Below are 21,270 nucleotides of genomic sequence, written 5' to 3' on the forward strand. Positions count from 1 at the left end.
GTGAGGCTGGTTTCACGTTCGGCGCCGAGGGTGAAGCTGGCTGCACGCTCGCGGCCCTCGCGGCACCCAGCAGGTGTCAGTGCTTGCGGATCCGGTAGATCACCACGACGACGGCGGCCGCGCCGAGCCCGGTGAGCGACACCGTCACGATGGGCTTGTTCAGGAATTCGATGACCTTGGCCTTGACGTCGTCGGCCAGGCGGCGAGGGTTGGCCCGCTCAGCAAGCGAGTCGACGGTTGCCGCCAGCTGCTCGCGGGCCTGGTCGATCTCCTGCTTGATGGTGTCGGGATCGCGGTCCGCCACGTGTCTGTCCTCCAAGTCAGGCTGGTGCACTGAGGAACTACCCTAGTGCCGACGCTTCGGCGACAAGAAAGGGATGCACCTTGACCGAGACCACGCGGCTGGCGCCAGGGGATAAAGCGCCCGCCTTCAACCTGCCCGACGCCGACGGCAACAACGTGAAGCTGTCCGACTACAAGGGCCGCCGGGTCGTCGTGTACTTCTACCCGGCCGCCTCGACGCCCGGCTGCACCAAACAAGCCTGCGACTTCCGCGACAGCCTGGCCGAACTCAACGAGGCCGGCATCGACGTCGTCGGCATCTCCCCCGACAAGCCGGAGAAGCTGGCGAAGTTCCGCGACGCCGAAGGGCTGACGTTCCCGCTGCTGTCCGACCCGGAGCGCAAGGTGCTCGCGGCGTACGGCGCGTTCGGCGAGAAGCAGATGTACGGCAAGACGGTGACCGGGGTGATCCGCTCGACGTTCGTCGTCGACGAGAAGGGCAAGGTCGAGGTCGCCCAGTACAACGTCAAGGCGACCGGGCACGTGGCGAAGTTGCGCCGGGATCTGTCGGTCTGACCCGGTGCCGCGCCCGGCAGCGGAATGAAATCGGACTTCAGTCCGTTTAGCCCGGCATGACGACTGACGAGCGCGTGATCGAGGTTCTCCAGCGAAATTTGACGGACGTCTTCGGCGAGGTCGACGCAGCCCGTCGGCGCGCCGCCGTCGACGAGTTGTATACCGACGATTGCGTGCTCTACGTTCCGGGCGATGTCCTCGTCGGACGTGACGCAGTGGACCGCTTCGCCGGAGCCCTGCGCGCGAGTCACCCGGACTTCGTCTATACCCACCGTGGCGAGCCGCAGGCCCTGCACAACGGAGGAATATTCGCCTGGGGGTCCGGACCGCACGGCGAGCCGCCCGCATACACCGGCCTCGACGTCGTCGTAGTGCGCGACGACAAGATCGCGACCCTCTACGTCTATCTCAACCCGAAACTCACGTAGCCAGGTTCGCCAGCAGCAGCGCCTCGGTTATCGCCGCGCGTTCCAGCACGCCCAGATCCAGGCTTTCGTTGATGCTGTGCGCCTGTGTCGCAGGGTCTTCCACACCGGTGACGAGGATTTTGGCCTGCGGGAACGCCTTCGCGAACTCGGCGATGAACGGGATCGACCCGCCCATGCCCATGTCGATGGCGTCCACGCCCCAGGCCCGCCGGAACGCCGCTCGCGCGGCGTCATAGACCGGTCCACTCGCGTCGATCTCGTACGGCTGCCCCATGTCGCCGCGGACCACGTTGACCTGCGCACCCCATGGGGCGTGTTGCTTGAGGTGGGCTTCCACCGCGTCCAGGTGCTGGGCCGCGTCGCCACCGGGCGCCACCCGAATGCTGACCTTCGCGCGCGCCCGCGGAATCAGGGTGTTCGAAGCCGCGGCCACCGGCGTGGTGTCAATCCCGATCACCGTGATCGCCGGCTTGGCCCACAACCGCTGCGGCACCGAACCGCAGCCGATCTCGGTCACCCCGTCCAGCAGACCCGACTCCTTGCGTACCCGGTCCGGCGGATATTCGACATCCGCTGCCTTACTCTCGTGCAACCCAGCGACCGCGACGTTGCCGTTGTCGTCATGCAGGCTGGCCAGCAGCCGTACCAGCACGCTCAGCGCATCAGGGACCACGCCACCCCAGAGCCCGGAGTGCAGGCCGTGATCCAGGGTGGCGACCTCCACCACGCAGTCGGCCATTCCGCGCAGCGACACCGTCAGCGCCGGAATCTCGGTGCTCCAATTGTCCGAGTCGGCGATCACGATCACGTCCGCCGCCAACTCCTCGCGGTGGGCGGCCAGGAACTGGCCCAACGTCGGCGAGCCCGACTCTTCCTCGCCCTCGACGAACACCGTCACGCCCACCGGCGGCCGGCCATCGTGTGCCCGGAACGCCGCCAAATGTGTTGCGATGCCGGCCTTGTCGTCGGCGGTGCCCCTGCCGTACAAGCGCCCGTCGCGCTCGGTCGGCTCGAAGGGCGGCGAGTGCCACTGGCCCCGGTCGCCTTCGGGTTGCACGTCGTGGTGGGCATACAGCAGCACGGTGGGAGCGCCCGCCGGCGCCGGATAGTGCGCGATGACCGCGGGCGCGCCACCCTCGCTGACGATCCGGACATCATCAAAACCGGCCTGCGACAACAGGTCCGACACCGCCTGGGCGCTGCGGTGCACCTCGTCGCGTCGAGCCGGGTCCGCCCACACCGATTCGATCCGCACCAGATCCTCGAGGTCGCGGCGTACCGACGGCAGCACCTCGCGCACCCGCTCAACCAGATCAGTCACGGGTTCGAGGCTAGCCAAGCCCACTTCAGTGGCGGCATTGCCCGCCGCCAGGTCTAGAGCGCCGGCGGTAGGGCCCCGATGGCCTGTGCGAATTGTTGCGGAAGGTAGGTCAGCAATCCGGGAATGATCCCGCCGAACTCTGCGCCGCCGAGTGGGAACGGCACGCCCGGTGTTATGTCGGTGACGAGTTGGCCGCCCTGCAGTGGGGTGAGAATTCCCCCCACCGGGAGGTAAGTCGTCGAATTGAGAACCCCACTGCCGCCCGGGAAACTGACGCCCGCGTTCAACGGCAGCACCGTTTGCCCGTTGAGGAAACCGTTGGCGATATTTGCGGGAGCGCCGAGGAATGTCGCCGCCGCCCCCGCGATATCGCCGGTTTGTACCGCTGCCGTCATCGACGCCAAGCTCGACTGCAACGCATCGCCGGTGGTGAGCACGGGACCTATCGCGTCGAGAGCAAGGACGACGGGCAACCCGACATGCAACGGGATGGGGAGGCTGCTCACGCCGAGATTGATCCACTGGGACGTGTCAGTCGCCGTCTCGATGACGTTGGTCATGTTTTGGGAGATCATCGCGGGGATCGAACCGGCCGGCAGCAGGCTGGTGAAGTTCTGCGCCATCTGTCCAGGGATCGAAAAGACCGGCGTCAAGTCGCCGAAGGCACCCGTCGCCGCGACGTTGACGAAGCCGGTGTCGAAGTCGAGTTCACCGGTGAAGCCGGTTAGGAACAGATTCACGAAACCGGTCGAGACATCGTTGACCGCGCCCTGAAAATCTCCCGCCTGCAGAGCCTGGCCAGCAGCCTCGAAACTGGCCGGCAACGCCTGCAATCCCGCCATGAAGTCTTTGCCAGCAGCCTGAAGTGACGTGGAGATCGTGTTCATATAACCGATCTGATTGTTGAGCACCAACTGCGCCAGGGTGCCGGGTTGGAAATTTGCGAACACCTGCAGGCCATTCTGAACGGCGAGCGGCAGATTGGCTATTGTGGCGGGCAGATTCTGGACTGCATTCGCGAACGAGGCAGCGGCCGTTTGCAAGTAACCACTCTGATTTGCGACTAATTGACGCAGGAACGGCATCGGATTCGACGAGAGGGCATTACCCAGGCTCTGCAGGTTGGCGGCGGTATTTGCGACAAGCGTCTGGTAGGGGGCCGCGACAGCACTGGCGAATGCCGCCAGTCCCTCCATGGGCGACGTCGCCGCACTGGCTCCGGAGCCGGCGAGCAACGCCGCAGCAGCCACTTCGGCACTGGCGTACTGCGTCGCACCTGAACTCAGCAGACTCATAAATTCGTTGTGGAACAACGCTGCTCGCGTGGTGAGTGCCTGAAAGTCCCGGCCATGAGCACCGAACAGTTGAGCGACCGCCGCCGAAACCTCGTCAGCCCCGGCAGGCAACACCGACGTCGTCGCGGCCGCGGCGGACGCGCTCGCCTCCCCCACGGCCGCTCGGATGCCGGCCAAGTCGTCGGCCGCCGCCTCAACCAGCTCCGGTACGGCGATCACGAATGACATCTACGTCTCCTTTGATTAGCTGAGAAAAGTGACCAGCGGTCGCTGAACGAAGATGAATTTAATGCGATTTTGCGTGCCCGCTATGGCTCTCAGCGAACTGACAGGAAGCTGTACTTAAGCACGAAGAATAGTTTTTGGCAGGGATTATCACCCTCAGGAAAACAGCTGAGGGTCGCTAATATGCTCGAACTGAGCTCGCATTTCCGCGAGCGAGCGGAGTTAGCTGGGAACCACTCTCGCCGATCTGGACGCGCAGTCGACGCGCGGCCCCCGGGTGACTCGTGGACCGACTCCTCGGGCGAACCCCCACTTAACTTACCGCTGAGTAACATTGGCAGGTTAACCGCTGTTCCATGCGTGCGCAATAGCCGTCGGCCGAAGCAGCCCAGCGAGCGACAGCCCACCGAAGCAGATCGGTCAGGCCTCCGCCGCTGGCTATGCTGAGCCCGTAATGGCGACTACCGGCCCTGACCCGACGACACCGCTGTGGCGGGCGGCACAGCTGTTCCGGCTGCTGAGCTGCCTCTATGCATTGGGTTTCCACGTCGCTATCAGTTCGGACCTGCGTCATCCCGCGCTGGGCTGGTCGTTGTTCGCCGTGCTCATCGGTTGGAGCGCGGCCTGCGCGTTCGCCTACCTGCGGGGTTTCGGACGGCGGCCGGCGTGGGTGATCGCCGAACTCGTGGTGGTGGTGGCGCTCATGCTGTCCACCGAGGTGGTCGCCTCCGGGCAGTGGGCGCATAACAATCAGACCTGGCCGACCACCTTGTGGGCCAGCAACGCCACCATCTCGGCGGCCCTGCAGTTCGGCCCTGCCGGCGGAATGCTGACCGGACTGGCGGTGACGGCCGCCAGTGAGTTCGTCAAGGGCTACATCAACGTCAACTTGGGACGCAACGCGACAATCATCGTCGAATTGGCGGCCGGCCTCGCGGTGGGGTTGGCAGCCAGCACGGCCCGCCGCGCCCACGACGAACTGCAGCGCGCGGTCCGCTTGTCGGCAGCAGTGGAAGAACGAGAACGCTTGTCCCGTCAGGTACATGACGGCGTCATTCAGGTCCTGGCGCTGGTCGCCAAACGCGGCCGCGAAATCGGTGGCGGCGCGGCCGAACTCGCCACACTGGCGGGTGAACAGGAACGGGCACTGCGCAGTTGGGTGACCTCCACCGAGATGGAGACCGAGACTGACCAGACCATCGATGTACGCGCCTTGCTCCGCCGCCGCGAAAACGAGCGCGTCTCGATGAGCCTGCCGGGCAACGCCGTTGTGCTGGACGGCAATGTCGCCACCGAATTGGATGCCGCCGTGGGCAACGCGCTGGACAACGTGCGAGCCCACGCCGGTCCTGCGGCGCGCGCCTTCGTATTGCTCGAGGACCTGGGCGATTCGGTCACGGTGAGCATCCGCGATGACGGGGTGGGCATCGCGCCGGGCCGCCTGCAGGAAGCGGTCGGTCAGGGACATGTCGGCATTTCGAAGTCGATTGTGGGACGGTTGATGTCGTTGGGTGGCAGCGCCGAGCTGCACACCGGCCCGGGAGAGGGAACGGAATGGGAATTGAGCGTGCCGCGTCATGACTGAGGCGGCCGAACCCACGGTGATGGTTGTCGACGACCACCCGATCTGGCGGGACGCGGTGGCCCGCGACCTGGCGGACGACGGATTCAACGTCGTCGCGACCGCCGACGGCGTCGCGTCGGCTCGTCGACGGGCCGCGGTGGTCAAACCGGATGTGGTGGTGATGGACATGCGCCTGGCCGACGGGGACGGTGTGGAGGCGACCATTCAGGTGCTCGAGGTTTCGCCGTCCACCAAAGTGCTGGTGCTCTCGGCCTCCGATGAACGCGACGACGTGCTGGAGGCCGTCAAGGCCGGAGCGGCCGGTTATCTGGTCAAGAGCGCCTCGAAGGCCGAACTGGCCGATGCGGTGCGGGCCACCGCGGCCGGGCGCGCCGTGTTCACCCCGAGCCTGGCCGGGCTGGTGCTGGGCGAATACCGGCGTATCGCGACGAACCCGAACCCCGGCCCGGCCACGCCCAGCCTGACCGAGCGAGAGACCGAGGTGTTGCGATTCGTCGCAAAAGGCTTGTCCGCCAAGCAGATCGCCGAGCGCCTCTCGTTGAGCCACCGGACGGTGGAAAACCATGTGCAGGCAACCTTCCGCAAGTTGCAGGTCGCCAACCGGGTGGAACTGACGCGCTACGCGATCGAGCACGGGCTCGACCAATAGCGGCATTCAGGTAGTCCTACTCATCCGATCGCATTGCGGCCCCGGCAGGGTGGGTCACCATGACCGAATCGCATCAGGCTGTGCTCAGCCGGCTTTCGCACGAGTTCGATGCCCTGGCCCGGCAAATGTCCCGGGTGTCGGGCGAACTCACGCAGTTGGACAGGCTGTTCGCCAACACTGAGGCCACCCCCGCGCCAACGCCCGCTCCGCAGCCAGCGCCCGCTCCGCCGCCGGCACCCGCGCCGCGCCCGGCGCCCGTGTTCGTACCACCACCGGCCGTCGCGCCCCAGCAGGCGTCGCCTCAGCAGGAGGCAGCGTCGTACTGGCAGAACTACTGGCAGTACTGGCAGCCCGCATCGGTTTCGCCGCCCGCACCCCGACCTCCGCGCCAATGCCCGCCGAGACCTGTTGCGCCCCCTCCCGCCCAGCGCTCGGACACCGGGTCCGACCACGCCGAATCCGGCTGGATCGGCAAGCTGCTCGCGGTCGCCGGAGTGGCCGTGACACTGATCGGTGTCGTGCTCCTGCTGGTGCTGGCCGCGCAGGCCGGGCTGCTTCGACCGGAGATCCGGGTAACCGGTGGCATCGCTTTGGCGGGTGCGTTGGTGGGGATCGCAGTCCGGTTGCGTGGACGGCCGGGCGGCCGAATCGGAGCAATTGCGTTGGCGGCCACGGGTATTGCCACCGCGTATCTGGATGTCATCGCCATCGTCACCATCTATAGGTGGGTGGCCGCACCGGTCGGGCTGGTCCTGGCCGCCGTCGTCGGCGGTGCGGGACTCGCCCTGGCCCGGCGCTGGGACTCCGAACACCTGGCACTGCTGGTGCTGGTGCCGTTGATCGGGCTGGCACCGGTGCTCACTCACGGAGTGGACCTGCTGCTGATCAGCTTCATGCTCGCGCTCTCCGCCGCCGCGCTGCCGGTGCAGCTGGGTAAGGATTGGACCTGGATGCACGCCGCCCGGATCGCGGCGACGACGCTGCCGTTGCTGGTCGCGTTGCCGGCGGCCCGCGACAACGCGTGGCTGCTCGGCGGTGCGTGCGCGGTGGCCGCAGTCTTGGCGATCGCCAGCGGTCTCATTCTGCTGCCGTCCACCAAGAACCCCAGCGCGCTGGCCATTTTGACCTCGGTCGGCACCGCCCCGGTGCTGGCCGCTGCAATCTCGGTAGATCGTGTGCTGGCCGCCGTCCTGGCGGCCGCGTTGGCGGCGGGCATGTTGGCGGCCGCGCTCGTTGGCCGGCACCCGCGGGTCGTCACCCAGATCTGGTTGGTCTGGTCGGCGATCTCGGGGCTGATCGCCCTCACCGTCGCCTGCACCGGTTACGTCGAAGGCCCGGTGCTGTTGGCACTGGCCATCGTCATCGCCATGGTGGGCCGCCAGGAGACCGTGGCCCGCTGGATTGCTTTGGGATTCGGCATCATCGGCTGCGGACTGTTCTATAGCTACGCGCCGCTCTACTCGTTGGTGCGGGCCACCGCGATGCCGGGTACGGTCGCGGCGTCCACTCTTGCCGCCAGCCTGCTCGTCATTGCCTTTGCGGTGGTGATGACCCGGGCGTGGCTGGACTCCGAAGCCGCGGGCTTGCTGGTGGCCACCGCGGCAGCGCTGATCGTCTACGCCGTGACGGCGTTCACCGTGACGGCCGGTGTCTTCATCGGTGGCACCGGCGGCGGATTCCTGGCCGGCCACATGGCCGCCACCATCTGCTGGATCGCCATGGCGGCAGCACTTTTCGTCCATGCGCTGCGCAGCGACCGGGAGCATCGCACCGAGTCGATCACTGCCGGTCTGGCGTTGACCGGCGCGGCCACGGGCAAGCTGTTCCTGTTCGACCTGGCCACCCTCGATGGCATCTTCCGGGTGGCGGCGTTCATCATCGTGGGCCTGGTGCTGCTGAGCATGGGCACCGGCTACGCCCGCAGTCTGGCTCGCTGACTCCCGCGAGCAGGCACAAAAGCGCCCTGGGACACATGTTCCAGGGCGCTTTTGTGTCCGACGCTCGGCCTACCTGTTTGCGTCGCGCAAGGCGGCGAGGGCGCGCTGATGAGCCCGGTGGCCCGCCTCGCGTAACGCCGCGTCCTCGGTGACCGGGTCGGCGAGCAACAGGCCGCCGCTGCCGGGTGAGCCGCCGGAGCCCAGCTTGTTCATCCGCTTGGGCAGCGGTGCGCCCCGATAGCTCAACGGGATTGAGCTTCCCAGCGGCTGATGCACCTCGATGTAGGCACCGTGCGGCAGGCGTTTGATGATGCCGGTCTCCACCCCGTGTTCGAGGACTGCGCGATCGCTGCGCTGCAACCCCACGGCCCACCGGTAGGTGATGAAGTAAACCAGCGGCGGCAGCAGCACCATGCCGATCCGCCCGATCCAGTTCGTCGCATTCAACGAGATATGGAACGTCAGCGCGATGATGTCGTTCATCGCCGCCAAGGTGAGCACCAGATAGAAGCTGATCGCCATGGCGCCAATTGCGGTGCGCACCGGCACATCACGTGGTCGCTGCAGCAGATTGTGATGCGCGTGATCGCCGGTGAACCGCTTCTCCAGGAACGGATAGACGGTCAGCAGAACAAAGACCAGGCCCATGATGAGAGCCACCCCCACCGCCGCCGGCACCGTATGGTGGCCGATATACAGCTCCCAGGCCGGCCACAGCCGCTGCAACCCGTCCGGCCACATCATGTAAAAGTCCGGCTGCGAACCGGCCGACACCTGAGAAGGCTTGTAAGGTCCCAGGTTCCAGATCGGGTTGATTTGCAGCAGCCCGCCCATCAGGCCCAGCACACCAACGATGGACGCGAAGAAGGCGCCGGACTTGACCGCGAACGTCGGCATGACCCTGACGCCGACGACGTTGTGCTCGGTGCGACCCGGGCCGGGGAATTGCGTGTGCTTCTGGAACCACACCAACGCCACATGCACTCCGATCAGCGCCAACAGAATCCCCGGAATCAGCAGGACGTGCAGCGCATACAGCCGCGGTATCAATACCGTGCCGGGAAAGTCGCCGCCGAACAGCGCCCAGTGCAACCAGGTGCCAATAACCGGCAATCCCAATGTGATTGAGGACAACGCCGCCCGCAGACCGATGCCGGAAAGCAGGTCATCGGGCAGCGAGTAGCCGAAGTAGCCCTCGAACATCGTCAGGATCAGCAACAGCGACCCGATCACCCAGTTGGCCTCGCGCGGTCGCCGGAAGGCACCGGTGAAGAACACCCGCGCCAGGTGCACCATGATCGACGCGGCGAACATCAGCGCCGCCCAGTGGTGGACCTGACGGACGAACAACCCACCCCGCACCTCGAACGAAATGTTCAGCGCCGTCTCATAGGCCCGCGACATCTCCACGCCGCGCAGCGGCTGATAGACGCCGTGATAGGTCACCTCGGCCATCGACGGGTCGAAGAACAACGTCAGGTACACGCCGGTGATCAGCAGCACGATGAAGCTGTACAGCGCGATCTCACCCAGCAGGAACGACCAGTGCGTCGGGAACACCTTGTTCAGCTGACGACGCAGCGTCGCCGACGGGTGGTATCGGGAGTCGATTGCGTGGGCAGTCATGGTGAACATCCCCTCACCACCGGACCGCGCCGTTGCGAGCCGGCTGTCGCGCGTATTACTACGTTCGGTAGTACCACCAAGAGTAGTACTTCAAGCGCCGCGTGTAAATGAATTCATTCACCTGCGGAGTACGGCGCGGCGGAAAGTGTTGCGCAGCAGTGCAACACAGCTACCGAGACTGCAAATCTGCAGCGAAAATACGAGTAGCGGCCGGCCAATTTACCGTCTCGGCGGGCACTCTCCGACCGCTACCAAGGCCCCCGCCCCACCGCGCGAGCAGACGCGAAATCGCATCGGAGCGCAAGCTCCACAGCGATTTCGCGTCTGCTCGCCTACGGGGTTTCCAGGATCGCGACCGCGGCCGCCGTGTCTGCCTCGTGCGTCAACGAGACATGGATCGTCACGTCGGCCAGATGCTTGGCGATCTCACCGCTCAACCGGACCCGCGGCCGGCCCCACATGTCGGTGACCACCTCGATGTCGCGGTGGATGTCCTCCGGCAGCACCGGCCGCTGGGCGAAGCGGGACCCGGACCACGCCTTGATCACCGCCTCCTTGGCTGCCCAGCGGGCCGCCAGGTGACGCGCCGCCGACGAACTCTTGTCAGAGGCGTCGCGGCGCTCACCCGGCGTGAAAGTCTCCGCGAAGACCGTTCCCGGTTGATCGACCTGCTCGGCGAAATCAGGTATGGAGACGAGGTCAATCCCGATTCCGACGATTCCCATGGGTGGCCAGGTTAACGGATCCGGCGAGTCACCCGGCAGAGGCCTGGTAGGCATCGTCGTCGCCCAACCGGGCGGCCGGGTTCAGCAGCATGGAAGCCTCCTGCCGCTTCTCCGGCGCGTCGTGGTCGAAACGACGGTCCGGCGGCCGCTGGTACATCGGCTCGCCGCCGGCGATCGCCGAGGCCAGTCGGCGCTGACCGGCCAGCAGCCGTGCGTCGGCACGACGCTGGTAGTCCGCTCGCTGCCCGGGATCCAGCGAGGCGATGAACGCCTGCGGGTGCACCAGCGCAACCAGACCCGACACGTGGCCGAATCCGAGACTGGTCAGCATTCCGGCCTTTAGCGGGAACCTGTCGCCGAGTCGCAAGGTGTCACGCACCCAGACGAAGTGCGACGAACCGGCCAGCTCGTCGTCGACGCAATCCAGGCTGCGGTTGGGCGGGATCACCCCGTCCCGCAGCATCTGGCACAGCCCCATCGTCTGGAAGACGGCGGCACCGCCCTTGGCGTGTCCGGTCAGGCTCTTCTGCGACACCACGAACAGCGGCGCCCCGGCCGACCGTCCCAGCGAGTCCGCGAGCCGCTCATGCAGTTCCGTCTCGTTCGGGTCGTTGGCAAGCGTCGACGTGTCGTGCTTGGAGATGACCGCGATGTCGTCGGCGGTCACACCCAGCTTGCCCAAAGCGCGCGCCAAAGCGGAGTCCTTGCCGCCGCGGCCCGCGCCCAGCGCGCCGAGACCCGGTGCCGGGATCGAGGTGTGCACTCCGTCGCCGAAGGACTGCGCGTAAGCCACGACTGCGAGCACCGGCAGTCCCATGCGCAGAGCGAGATCGCCGCGCGCCAGCAGGATGGTGCCCCCGCCCTGGGCCTCGACGAAGCCGAGCCGTCGCCGGTCGTTGGGCCGCGAGAACTTCGAGTCCTCGATGCCGCGCCCGCGCATCATCGACGTGTCGGCGGTGGCGGCCATGTCACCGAAGCCGATGATGGCCTCCAGCGTGAGGTCGTCCAGACCGCCGGCCACCACCAACTCGGCCTTGCCGAGCCGGATCTTGTCGACGCCCTCCTCGACCGACACCGCGGCCGTAGCGCAGGCGGCAACCGGGTGGATCATCGACCCGTAGCTGCCGACGTAGGACTGAACCACATGCGCCGCGACCACATTCGGCAGCACTTCCTGCAAGATGTCGTTCGGCTTGTTACGGCCGAGCAGGTTCCCGTGGTACATGGTCTGCATCGATGTCATGCCGCCCATGCCGGTGCCCTGCGTGCTGGCCACCAGGCTCGGGTGCACGTAGCGCATCACCTCGGCCGGGCTGAATCCGGCGGACAGGAAGGCATCCACGGTGGTCACGATGTTCCACAGCGCCACCCGGTCGATCGAGGTGGCCATGTCCGGGCTGATCCCCCACACGGTGGGGTCGAACCCGGTCGGGATCTGCGCCCCGACGACCCGCGACAACTTGGTCTTGCGCGGGACGCGGACTTCGGTGCCGGCCTTGCGGGTGACCTGCCAGTCCCCCGAGTCAGGCGCCGGACGGATCACGGTGTGCTCCGGGTCGAACTCGGCGAAGGATCGGGCCTCGGCTTCCGAAGACACCACGAAGGTGAAGTCCTTGTCCAGGAAGACCGACACCAGCAGCGGCGAGGCGTGATCGGGGTCGATCGCGCCGTCGTCGACGAACTCGCGGATGCCGCAACGTTCCACCACGGTGTCGTGATACCGCTCGACCAGTTCGGACTCGTCCACCAGGTCACCGGATTGTGTGTCGTACCAACCCGGTTGGGGGTCGTCCTCCCACCGGATCAGGCCGGTGGTCCAGGCGAGTTCGAGTACACCGGCGGCCGAAAGTTCGTTCTCGACCTCCATCTCGAAGCGGGTGCGCGACGATCCGTACGGCCCGAGTTCGGCGCCGCCGACGATCACCACCAGGTCGGCCGGGTCGACGTCGAGGTCGGCCCAGGCCGGCGGCGGTGCCGGGGTGTATCCGCGCGGCGGGGACGGCAGTGCCGCGATGGTGCCCTCGGCTGCGGCGTCGTCGTCGGCGTGAGACTCGGCGGTCATCTCCTCGCGGGCCTTGGCCGCCAGTTCGGCCATGTCGAGGTTGGCCTCGGCCAGGCCGCCGGTCAGGTCCGCCTTGATCGGCGAACTGGCCGCGGCGACTTTGGATTCCACGTCGCACAGGCCGAGCAGCAACCCGGCCATCTCCTCGGTCGAGTAGGTGGTGACACCGGCTTCTTCGACTGCGGTGACGATGGCGTCGTTGTGACCCATCAGCCCGGTGCCGCGGGTCCAGCCGATCAGCGCGTGCGCGAGGCTGACCCGTTCCGCCCAAGACGTTTCGGCGTGCCAGCGGCTGACCACGGCGTCCAGCGCCGACTTGGCCTCGCCGTAGGCGCCGTCCCCGCCGAACATTCCGCGGTTGGGCGAGCCCGGTAGCACCACGTGCAGGCGCGAGGCGATGTCACGTTCGGCGCCGATCTTCGACAGCCCGCTGATGAGCCGTTGGACGGCCCACAGCAACACCTTCATCTCCATCTCGGCGCGCGCGCCCACCTCGGACAGGTCGCCGACGACACGCGGTGCCGCGAACGGGAACAGCAGCGTCGGGGTCTGCGCATCCTTGATGTGAATCGACTGCGGCCCAAGGCTTTCGCTCTGCTCGTTACCGATCCATTCGACCAGCGCGTCGATGTCGGAGTAGGACGCCATGTTGGCCGGCACCACCCACAGTGCCGCGCCAAAGCGGGCGTGGTCGCGGTAGAGCGTGCGGTAGAACGCCAGTCGCTCGTCGTTGAGCTTGGAGGTCGTCGCGATGACGGTGGCGCCGCCGTCGAGCAGCCGCGCCGCCACCGAGGCGGCGATCGAGCCCTTGGAAGCGCCTGTCACGACGGCGATTTCGTTGCTGTGCGGGCCGGGGTTCGGGTTCTCCGCGCCGGCGGCGATGCGGCCGTACAGCGAGGCGTGGATCTGCCTGCCCGCGGCCAGCGACTTGCCCTGCCACCAGGTGGCCTGGGTGGCGACGACGTGCCCGGCGCCTTCGAAGCGTTCGGACAGCCGCAACCAGTCGGCGTCGATGTCACCCTCGTCGGTGAGCCACAGCTTGACCAGGTCCTCGCGGGCGCTGGCCCAGCGGTCGTCGAAGACGACGGCCTTCTTGCCGTCGAACGTCGGCGCCACCAATCGTGGCCAGTCCGCGCCCAATTCGGCGGTGACGAGGTCGATGAGCTCGGCGTCGGTGGCGGCGGAAGGTGCGGTGACCGGGTCGTCGAGACCGAGCTGACCCAGCACCAGGCGGGCCGCCGAGGCCAGCACGCCGTCGCGACCGGTGATCTGGTCGGTGAACTCGCTCAGCGCCGCGGCGTCGACGGTCGCACCGCCACCTCCGCCCGCGGACGGCAACGACACCGGGATGCCGAGCCGCGCGCCGACCGCGCCTACCGCGGCGTCGATGACCTTGTCGACCGAGGCGGCGTCGGCCAGTGCCCCTTCGTGCAGGTGTCCCATGGCACCGCCGCGAACGCTGGTTCCTTCCCGGGTGCCCAGCGCCACCTCGACGGTGACGTGCTTGGCCCACCCCTCGCCCAGCTCCCAGGTCTTCGTCACGCGTTCGGCGATCGCCGCCGGCCGCTTGCCCGACGGTCCGAGCACCGTACGCAGCTGGTCGTTGATGGCGTCGGAAAGCACTGGGCCGAAGGGCTTGTAGGTGCGAGCCAGCTTGGTGACCTGCGCCCGCAGGCCGGCCAGGTCGGCCTCCGCGGCGCCGTCGATGGCGCCCAGGTTCAGCTCGGAGCCGAGGTCGACCAGCAGCTGGTTGCGCCGCGACGACGCGCCGTCGGTGATGGACTCGATGGAGTCCAGCGGCTCGATCTGGTCCAGGCGCATCTTGGCCGAGATAGCGATCAGGGCCAAAGTGGCGTCGGCAGCGTCGAATCCGATGTCGTCGGGGCGGGGGCCACCCGACGGCGCGGCTGGCGCCGGCGCCGGGGCGGCCGCCGCGGCCTCAGCCGGTGCAGCATCCGACGCGGCCGCGTCGGAATCCTCAGCCACCTCGTCTTCCGGCTCCGGGTCGGTGTCGGTGGCGAACAGCACCGCCGCGTCGCGCTCGGCGTTGAGCACTTCGATTGTGCTGTGCGCATATTCGGGCAGCTTCAGGGTGTTGGTGGCCAGGCCGGCGACGGTCGGCGCCGTCTTCACACCGATCTCGACGAACCGCTCCACGCCCAGGCCGCCGGCGGCCTCCTCGATGAAGAGCAGGTCCTGGGTTTCGATCCAGCGCACCGGGCTGGCGAACTGCCAGGCCAACAGTTCGATCAGGACCTTGCGGGCCAGGTCGCGCGGGCGCTCGTTACGCCAGGTGTCGTAATCGGCGAGGATCTCGTCGAGCGGTTCGGCGGGCACCAGGTCCCGGATCTCCTGAATGAAGTCGCGGTCCAGGGTGAACGGCCGCGGCACCAGGTTGGGGATGTAGCGCCCGATGATCACGTCGGGGTCCTTGTCCCGCGGCATCAGGCGCTCCAGCGAGCGCCGGAACTCGGCCACCCCGACCCGCAGCACCCGCGAGTGGAAGGGCACGTCGATACCCGGTACCAGGATGAATGAGCGCTTGCCGCCAGTCATTTCGCGGCGCCGCTCCACCTCGGCCTCCAGCGCCTCCAGGCCGCGCACGGTGCCGGCGATCGCGTACTGCGAACCCCGCAGGTTGAAGTTGACGATTTCCAGGAATTCCCCGGTGCGCTCGGCGATTCCGGCGACGAAGTCGGTGACCTCGTCGTCGGGCAGGTCGATCTGCGAGGGCCGGATCGCCGCCAGGCGGTAGTTGGAACGACCCAACTCGTCGCGCGGCACGATGTCGTGCATCTTGGAGCCGCGGTGGAACACGGCCTCCAGCAACGCATCCAGTTCGAAGACGCCGCTGACACAGGCCAGCGCGGTGTACTCGCCGACCGAGTGGCCACAGGTGATCGCGGTTTCCACGAAGGCGCCCTGCTCGCGCATCTCGGCGACCTGCGCGGCCGCCACCGTCGCCATCGCGACCTGGGTGAACTGCGTCAAGAACAGCACACCGTCCGGGTGGTGGTAGTGCACACCGCTGGCGATGATGCTGGTCGGGTTGTCCCGAACCACGTGCAGCACGGAGAAGCCGAGCGTGTCACGGGTGAACCGGTCGGCCTCGTCCCACACCTTGCGGGCCGCCTTGGACCGGGCCCGGACGTCCATGCCCATGCCCTTGTGCTGGATGCCCTGGCCGGGGAACGCGTAGACCGTCTTCGGCGATGCCAGCCGCGCGGTCGCCGACATCACCAGGTCGGATCCGATGCGGGCGGCAACCTCCAAAACCTCGGCGCCCTGGTCGATTCCAACCCGGTCCACCCGGAAGTCCACCTCGTCGCCGGGGCGCACCATGCCGAGGAAACGGGCGGTCCAGCCGATCAGCCGGGCCGGCGGCCGGGCCTGCCCGTCGGTGGCGGTCACCGCGTGCTGTGCGGCGGCGGACAGCCACATGCCGTGCACGATCGGCGATTCCAGCCCGGCCAGCAGGGCGGCGGCCTTGTCGGTGTGGATGGGGTTGTGGTCGCCGGACACCTCGGCGAACGGGCGCATGTCGACCGGGGCGCCGATCGAGACATCGCGGCGGCGCCGGCGTGGGGTGTCGGTGGCGTTCTCGGAGACCGCGCCACCGGCCCGGGCGGGGTCGGTGAGTTCGGCGGTGCCGGTGCGGCCCAGGATCGCGAACCGCTCTTCCATGGTGGCGACGGCGGCACCGTCACTCGCCGTGACGGCGACGGTGACCGGCACCACGCGACCCATGTCGGTGTCGGTCGCGTCCAAAGCGGTTGCGGCGATGGTCAATTGAGCCGGTTCCTTGGGCAACTGACCGGCCAGCTGGACGGCGTGGTCCAGGTGCACCAGGCTGAGCAGGCCTTCCACCACTGGGACGCCGGCGTCAGTCACCGCCGCGCCGATGGCCGCGAACACGGCGGGCCAGCAGTGCCCGACGAGCGCGTCAGGAACCGTGGTGAGGCTCGGCGCCAGCGGCTCACCGAAGGTGGCGGTGACGCCGGTGTGGTCGGCGACCCGTTCGGGGTCCCAGTCCACCGTCAGCGTGGCGGTGCCGTTGACGACCTCGGGGAGCGACTCCGGCCCGTCCACGCCGGCCGCGATGGCCAGCACGGAACGCATTGCGGCGGTGGCGTCTTCGGTGGACACCACCGGGATGCCGCCGTCGATCGTGTTGGCGGGCAGGGTGAATTGAATGTCGATCCAGGTGCCCGACACTGGCACGCTCAGGGTGACGCTGTCACCGCCGGCCGTCACCTGCAACCGGGATCCGGTGGATGTGTGTGTGGCGGTGCGGCTTTCGTGTACCTGCCAGTCGCCGGGCTCGGCGATGCGGTGCACCGGGTTGATGGTGGTGCGGCCTGCCCACAGCACGTCGGGCGCGTCGAGCACCACGGCCAGCGGTCCGCGGATGTCGGCGCGGCCCAGCCTGCGTGCGGTGACGTCGTGTGGCTTGGCGCCGGTGCCCAAGACCTCATCGATCGCGGCCTGCTCGAAGCGGTCGAGTAGCTCACCGACGGGTTCGTCCAACCGGGTGATGCCGGCGACCGCCGCGGGCCCGGGGATGATGCACACCTGGTCGGCGTCGTAGCGGGCGTCGTGGGCCTGCCATAGCGAGTCGCTGCGCCACCAGCGCCGGACGTCCTTGTCGATGACCGGCACGAAGTTGACCGGCTTGCCCAGGGTCTTGCACAGCGAGATGAAGAACGGAACGTCGGCCGGGTGCAACTGCACGGTTTCGGCGTCCGGGTAGTGGGCTACCAGGGTGGCGATGGCGCGCTCGGGGTCTTCAAGCAGCGCCGGGTCGCCGAACTGGGTTTCGATGGGGCCGAAATCCTGTGCGTGCAAACGCGCTTCGGCGCGCTTGAGCATGTCTGCGAACCGGTCACGCCACGTGTCGGCCAGCCACGGGCTACCCGGGGCGGCGGTGTCCGCGGTCGAATTGCCTTCTCCGATGGAGAGTTCGACGTAACGCCGCAACCACTGCAGGTACGTCATGTCGGCGACGTCGCCGAAGTACGGCTTGGCGGTCTTGGCCATCGCGGCGATGATCTCGTCGCGCCGTTCCGCGACCGCATCCGAATCGCCGGCCACCTCGTCGAGCAGCTGGCCGCAGCGCGATGCGCTGTTGTCGATCTCGTGAATGTCGGCGCCCAGCTGACTACGGCTGGAAGCCATGCCGCCCTGGGCTTTTCCGGCGCTGATCCACTGATCGGTGCCACCGGTCTCCACCAGCATCTGCTTCACCGAGGGCGACGTGGTGGACTCCAGCGTCGCCATCGCGGCGGTGCCGACCAGGATGCCGTCGATCGGCATCAACGGGAAGCCGTAGTCCTGCGCCCAGCGCCCGGACAGGTAGTCGGCGGCGCGTTCCGGCGTGCCGATGCCGCCGCCCACGCAGACGGTGATGTTGGCGCGGGAGCGCAGCTCCGAGTACGTCGCCAGCAGCAGGTCGTCCAGGTCCTCCCAGGAGTGGTGGCCACCGGCACGGCCGCCCTCGACGTGCATGATCACCGGCCGGGTGGGTACCTCGGTGGCGATGCGGATCACCGAGCGGATCTGCTCGATGGTTCCGGGCTTGAAGACGACGTGGCTGATGCCGATGTCGTTGAGTTCCTCGATCAGCTCGACTGCGTCCTCGAGGTCGGGGATGCCGGCGCTGACGACCACGCCGTCGATGGCGGCGCCGGACTGGCGCGCCTTCTGCACCAGGCGCTTGCCGCCCAGCTGCAACTTCCACAGGTACGGGTCCAGGAACAGCGCATTGAACTGATAAGTGCGGCCGGGTTCGAGCAACCCGGACAGCTCCGCGACACGGGCGGCGAAGATCTCCTCGGTGACCTGCCCGCCGCCGGCGAGCTCGGCCCAGTGTCCGGCATTGGCCGCCGCGGCCACGATCTTGGCGTCGACGGTGGTCGGGGTCATGCCGGCCAGCAGGATGGGCGACCGGCCGGTCAGCCGGGTGAACTTGGTCGACAGCTTGACCCTGCCGTCGGGCAGGCGCACGACGGTCGGCGCGTAGCTCGACCACGCGCGGGCCACCTCAGGAGTGGCACCGACCGTGAACAGGTTGCGCTGACCGCCGCGGGTGGCCGCCGGCACGATGCCGATACCCAGACCGCGGATCACCGGCGCCGTCAGCCGGGTCAGGATGTCGCCCGGACCCAGGTCAAGAATCCAGCGCGCGCCGGCGTCATTCACCTTGGTGATCTCGTCGACCCAGTCGACCTTGCTGACCAGGATGGCGTTAGCCAGGTGGCAGGCCAGCTCGACATCGAGTCCGACCGTTTCGGCCCAGCGGCCGACGATGTCGATGCCGTCGGACAACCGCGGGGTATGGAAGCCCACCTCGACCTTGACCGGATCGAAGACCGGCGCGAAGACGTCGCCGCCGCGCACCTTGTTCTTCCGGTCGGCTTCTTCTTTCTCGGAGATCTGCTGGCAGTAGAGCTCGAACCGGGACAGCTGCTCGGGGGTTCCGGTGATGACGACCGACCGGCGGCCGTTGCGGATCGACAGCACCGGCGGGAGCACCGTGCGCACGTCCTGGGCGAACTCGTCGAGTAGCTGACTGATCCGCTCCGGGTCGGCGTTGGTGACCGACACCATCGGCGGGCGATCGCCGAGCACCGAGATACCGCGGCGGCGCGCCACCAGCGTTCCGGCCGCGCCGATGAGCTGGCCCATGGCCAGCAGCTCGACGTCGCGGGCGCCGCCTGCCTTGAGCGCCTCGACCGCCAGCACGCCCGCCGAGTGACCCGCCAGCGCAACCGGCGGAGTTTCGGCGAGGTCCATACCCTGACGGGCCAGTGCACGGATGGCGGCGATCTGGGTCAGCAGCACGCCCGGTATGGATACCGCCGCCGAGGTCAGGTGCTTTTCCGAGGGAACCGTGTCTTCGGCCGCCAGCGCACGGACCCACTGCAGCGGCTCGAAGCCGATCGGACGCACCACGACCAGCTCTTTGGCGACCGGCTCGAGCAGCAGCTGCACCTCACCGACCAACTCGGCCAGTTCGGGTTCGATGCCGGCCCCGGAGACCAGCTCCTCGAGTGTCTCCAACCAGGCGCTGCCCTGGCCACCGAACGCCACCGCGTAGGGCTCGCCCGCTGTCAGCCGATCGACCAGAGCATGGGCGTTGTGCGGTCCACTGCCGTCGCGGTCTGCCGAGAGCCTGTCGTGCTCGTGGATCGTCACCTTTTAATCTCCTGTATGCGTCTGTGTCGCGCGTCTGCGTGGGCCTCGTGTCGGTTCGTTCGGGCCGGCCCTTGCCAGAAGGCCCCGTCACAATCCGGGCGATTCCACACCGAATCGCAGCCGATAGTCGTCTGACCGGTGCTTCGTCGGCGCCTGATCCCTCCGTGACGAGGCGTCATCTACCTGCATCGGACCCCATAAGAGTGTCATAAGGGTCTGTACGTTTTCTTGACGTCGGAAGGTTACTGACGAGTTCTACGCGCGGGTAACCGTGTCACGGGTAACACCGGCTCTGACAACTGGCACGAGCGTCTCGAACAAACGTCCTGCATGTAGGTGGTTACGGTCGAGTAGCTATAACAGCGCTGTTCAAAGCAGCATTGTTACCAAATCGTTATGCGAAAAAATTCAGCTGTGTCGGCCCGCATCTGAGTCTCGCGCCTCGGGCGCGCGGATTCATCGGCGTAGCCGACAATGGGTACTGAGCGAACGAGTGTTTGCTGGAATGTTTGTCGAAGTCTTAGAAACCGGTCTGCTCACGCCCACTGGCCGAACTGCGGCTTGAGAATCTCGTTGACGTCGACCCCGATGCCGCCCACCGACCGTTTATCGATCTCCACCTGATGCAGATGCGCGGCTGGATGGGTGTACCCCTTGGGCGAGCCCCAGTTGTGCTGCCAGAAATAGCTGCCCAATCCGTCGTGCACGGCCCAGTCGATGGTCTTGGAGTTCGCGTATACGCCCGTGCGCTGATGCCCGATCACCGACTCCCAAGAGCGCAGATACGGCACGATCTGGTTCTTGTACTGCTCCAGCGACGGGTCGTCGTCAATCGACGCGTAGATCGGGGCGCCGGCGGGACCGCCCGCCGCGGCGTGCAGTTCAGCACCACGCTTGGCGTGCTGCATGCCGGCCGCGGCGCCACCCAGCCAATCGGAGGTGGTCCCCTTGCCGAACTGGTAGCAGGACACGATCTTCAGACCGCTTCCGTGCAGGTCCTGGGCTTCGGCGAGTTGAATGGGCTTACCCAGCATCCAGTTGCCGCCGGGCCGGCGATCGGAGACATAGCGGATGGCCCCGACCGCACCCGCGGCCCTGATCTGACTGGCCGGGATGACACCGGCCGCGTAATCCAGCAAGGTCCCGAGCGCAGCGGACGCCGGTGTCGCGCACACAGACGCCGCAGCGACGCCGAGCCCGAGCAGGCCCGGTGTCGCGGCGGCGAGTTTCAGCACGTCACGTCGCGATAGCGGCACATGCCACAGGGTAGCCAACAACCTCAGCAGACTCAGGGATCTCAATAGTCACAGCTATGTCACTTTGCCGCATCGGCTGCCAGGTAAGGGCTACGTTTCCCTTTCACTA

The 21,270-nt window shown here is 67.3% G+C and carries 12 protein-coding genes; 5 read left to right on the plus strand and 7 right to left on the minus strand.

Features of this window, described 5'->3' with window-relative positions:
• Positions 1-76 precede the first annotated feature (76 nt).
• On the minus strand, positions 77-304 hold the full coding sequence (locus C0J29_RS21560; RefSeq protein ID WP_065044463.1) for a DUF3618 domain-containing protein: 228 nt from the start codon (positions 302-304) through the stop codon (positions 77-79).
• A gap of 80 nt (positions 305-384) precedes the next feature.
• Between C0J29_RS21560 and bcp the strand changes: the two genes are divergently transcribed.
• Positions 385-858, plus strand: a complete 474-nt coding sequence (gene bcp, locus C0J29_RS21565; RefSeq protein WP_120793510.1) for a thioredoxin-dependent thiol peroxidase — start codon at positions 385-387, stop codon at positions 856-858.
• 56 nt (positions 859-914) lie between these two features.
• Positions 915-1,286, plus strand: coding sequence for a nuclear transport factor 2 family protein (locus tag C0J29_RS21570; RefSeq protein WP_120793511.1), 372 nt, complete (start codon positions 915-917; stop codon positions 1,284-1,286).
• Here the strand turns inward: C0J29_RS21570 and C0J29_RS21575 are convergent.
• Positions 1,279-2,607 carry a dipeptidase gene (locus C0J29_RS21575; protein WP_120793512.1) on the minus strand — a complete coding sequence of 443 codons (1,329 nt, stop codon included), beginning with the start codon at positions 2,605-2,607 and terminating at the stop codon, positions 1,279-1,281. The genes C0J29_RS21570 and C0J29_RS21575 overlap by 8 nt on opposite strands.
• Before the next feature lie 53 nt (positions 2,608-2,660).
• On the minus strand, positions 2,661-4,130 hold the full coding sequence (locus tag C0J29_RS21580; protein ID WP_120793513.1) for a PE family protein: 1,470 nt from the start codon (positions 4,128-4,130) through the stop codon (positions 2,661-2,663).
• A 451-nt stretch (positions 4,131-4,581) separates the two neighbouring features.
• Between C0J29_RS21580 and macS the strand changes: the two genes are divergently transcribed.
• Genes macS through C0J29_RS21595 form a run of 3 tightly spaced genes read left to right on the plus strand, consistent with a single transcriptional unit; the run spans position 4,582 to position 8,298 of the window.
• Positions 4,582-5,712, plus strand: coding sequence for a MacS family sensor histidine kinase (macS, locus tag C0J29_RS21585; protein ID WP_120793514.1), 1,131 nt, complete (start codon positions 4,582-4,584; stop codon positions 5,710-5,712).
• Positions 5,705-6,361, plus strand: a complete 657-nt coding sequence (locus tag C0J29_RS21590; protein WP_065044435.1) for a response regulator — start codon at positions 5,705-5,707, stop codon at positions 6,359-6,361. The genes macS and C0J29_RS21590 overlap by 8 nt, the downstream gene beginning before the upstream one ends.
• Positions 6,362-6,420: 59 nt before the next feature.
• On the plus strand, positions 6,421-8,298 hold the full coding sequence (locus tag C0J29_RS21595; protein WP_120793515.1) for a DUF2339 domain-containing protein: 1,878 nt from the start codon (positions 6,421-6,423) through the stop codon (positions 8,296-8,298).
• Between the two features lie 69 nt (positions 8,299-8,367).
• On the opposite strand, the gene qcrB is transcribed toward C0J29_RS21595, so the two are convergent.
• From qcrB to C0J29_RS21620, 4 genes are all read right to left on the minus strand, one after another.
• Positions 8,368-9,924 (minus strand): cytochrome bc1 complex cytochrome b subunit, encoded by a 1,557-nt coding sequence (qcrB, locus tag C0J29_RS21600; protein ID WP_242460511.1) that lies wholly within the window; start codon positions 9,922-9,924, stop codon positions 8,368-8,370.
• 332 nt (positions 9,925-10,256) lie between these two features.
• Positions 10,257-10,649, minus strand: a complete 393-nt coding sequence (gene acpS, locus C0J29_RS21605; RefSeq protein WP_065044432.1) for a holo-ACP synthase AcpS — start codon at positions 10,647-10,649, stop codon at positions 10,257-10,259.
• 28 nt (positions 10,650-10,677) lie between these two features.
• Positions 10,678-19,905 carry a type I polyketide synthase gene (locus C0J29_RS21610; protein WP_120793517.1) on the minus strand — a complete coding sequence of 3,076 codons (9,228 nt, stop codon included), beginning with the start codon at positions 19,903-19,905 and terminating at the stop codon, positions 10,678-10,680.
• A gap of 536 nt (positions 19,906-20,441) precedes the next feature.
• Positions 20,442-21,161: a DUF1906 domain-containing protein gene (locus C0J29_RS21620; RefSeq protein WP_120793518.1), complete on the minus strand. Its 720-nt coding sequence runs from the start codon at positions 21,159-21,161 to the stop codon at positions 20,442-20,444.
• Between the last annotated feature and the right edge of the window lie 109 nt (positions 21,162-21,270).

Origin of the sequence: Mycobacterium paragordonae (assembly GCF_003614435.1) — a bacterium.
In the GTDB taxonomy this organism is placed as follows: domain Bacteria; phylum Actinomycetota; class Actinomycetes; order Mycobacteriales; family Mycobacteriaceae; genus Mycobacterium; species Mycobacterium paragordonae.

Excerpts from the sequence above, each read along its gene's own strand:
- C0J29_RS21570 (WP_120793511.1), top strand. The coding sequence starts at position 915 with ATGACGACTGACGAGCGCGTGATCGAGGTTCTCCAGCGAAATTTGACG.
- C0J29_RS21580 (WP_120793513.1), bottom strand. The coding sequence starts at position 4,130 with ATGTCATTCGTGATCGCCGTACCGGAGCTGGTTGAGGCGGCGGCCGAC.
- macS (WP_120793514.1), top strand. The coding sequence starts at position 4,582 with ATGGCGACTACCGGCCCTGACCCGACGACACCGCTGTGGCGGGCGGCA.
- C0J29_RS21590 (WP_065044435.1), top strand. The coding sequence starts at position 5,705 with ATGACTGAGGCGGCCGAACCCACGGTGATGGTTGTCGACGACCACCCG.
- C0J29_RS21595 (WP_120793515.1), top strand. The coding sequence starts at position 6,421 with ATGACCGAATCGCATCAGGCTGTGCTCAGCCGGCTTTCGCACGAGTTC.
- qcrB (WP_242460511.1), bottom strand. The coding sequence starts at position 9,924 with ATGACTGCCCACGCAATCGACTCCCGATACCACCCGTCGGCGACGCTG.
- acpS (WP_065044432.1), bottom strand. The coding sequence starts at position 10,649 with ATGGGAATCGTCGGAATCGGGATTGACCTCGTCTCCATACCTGATTTC.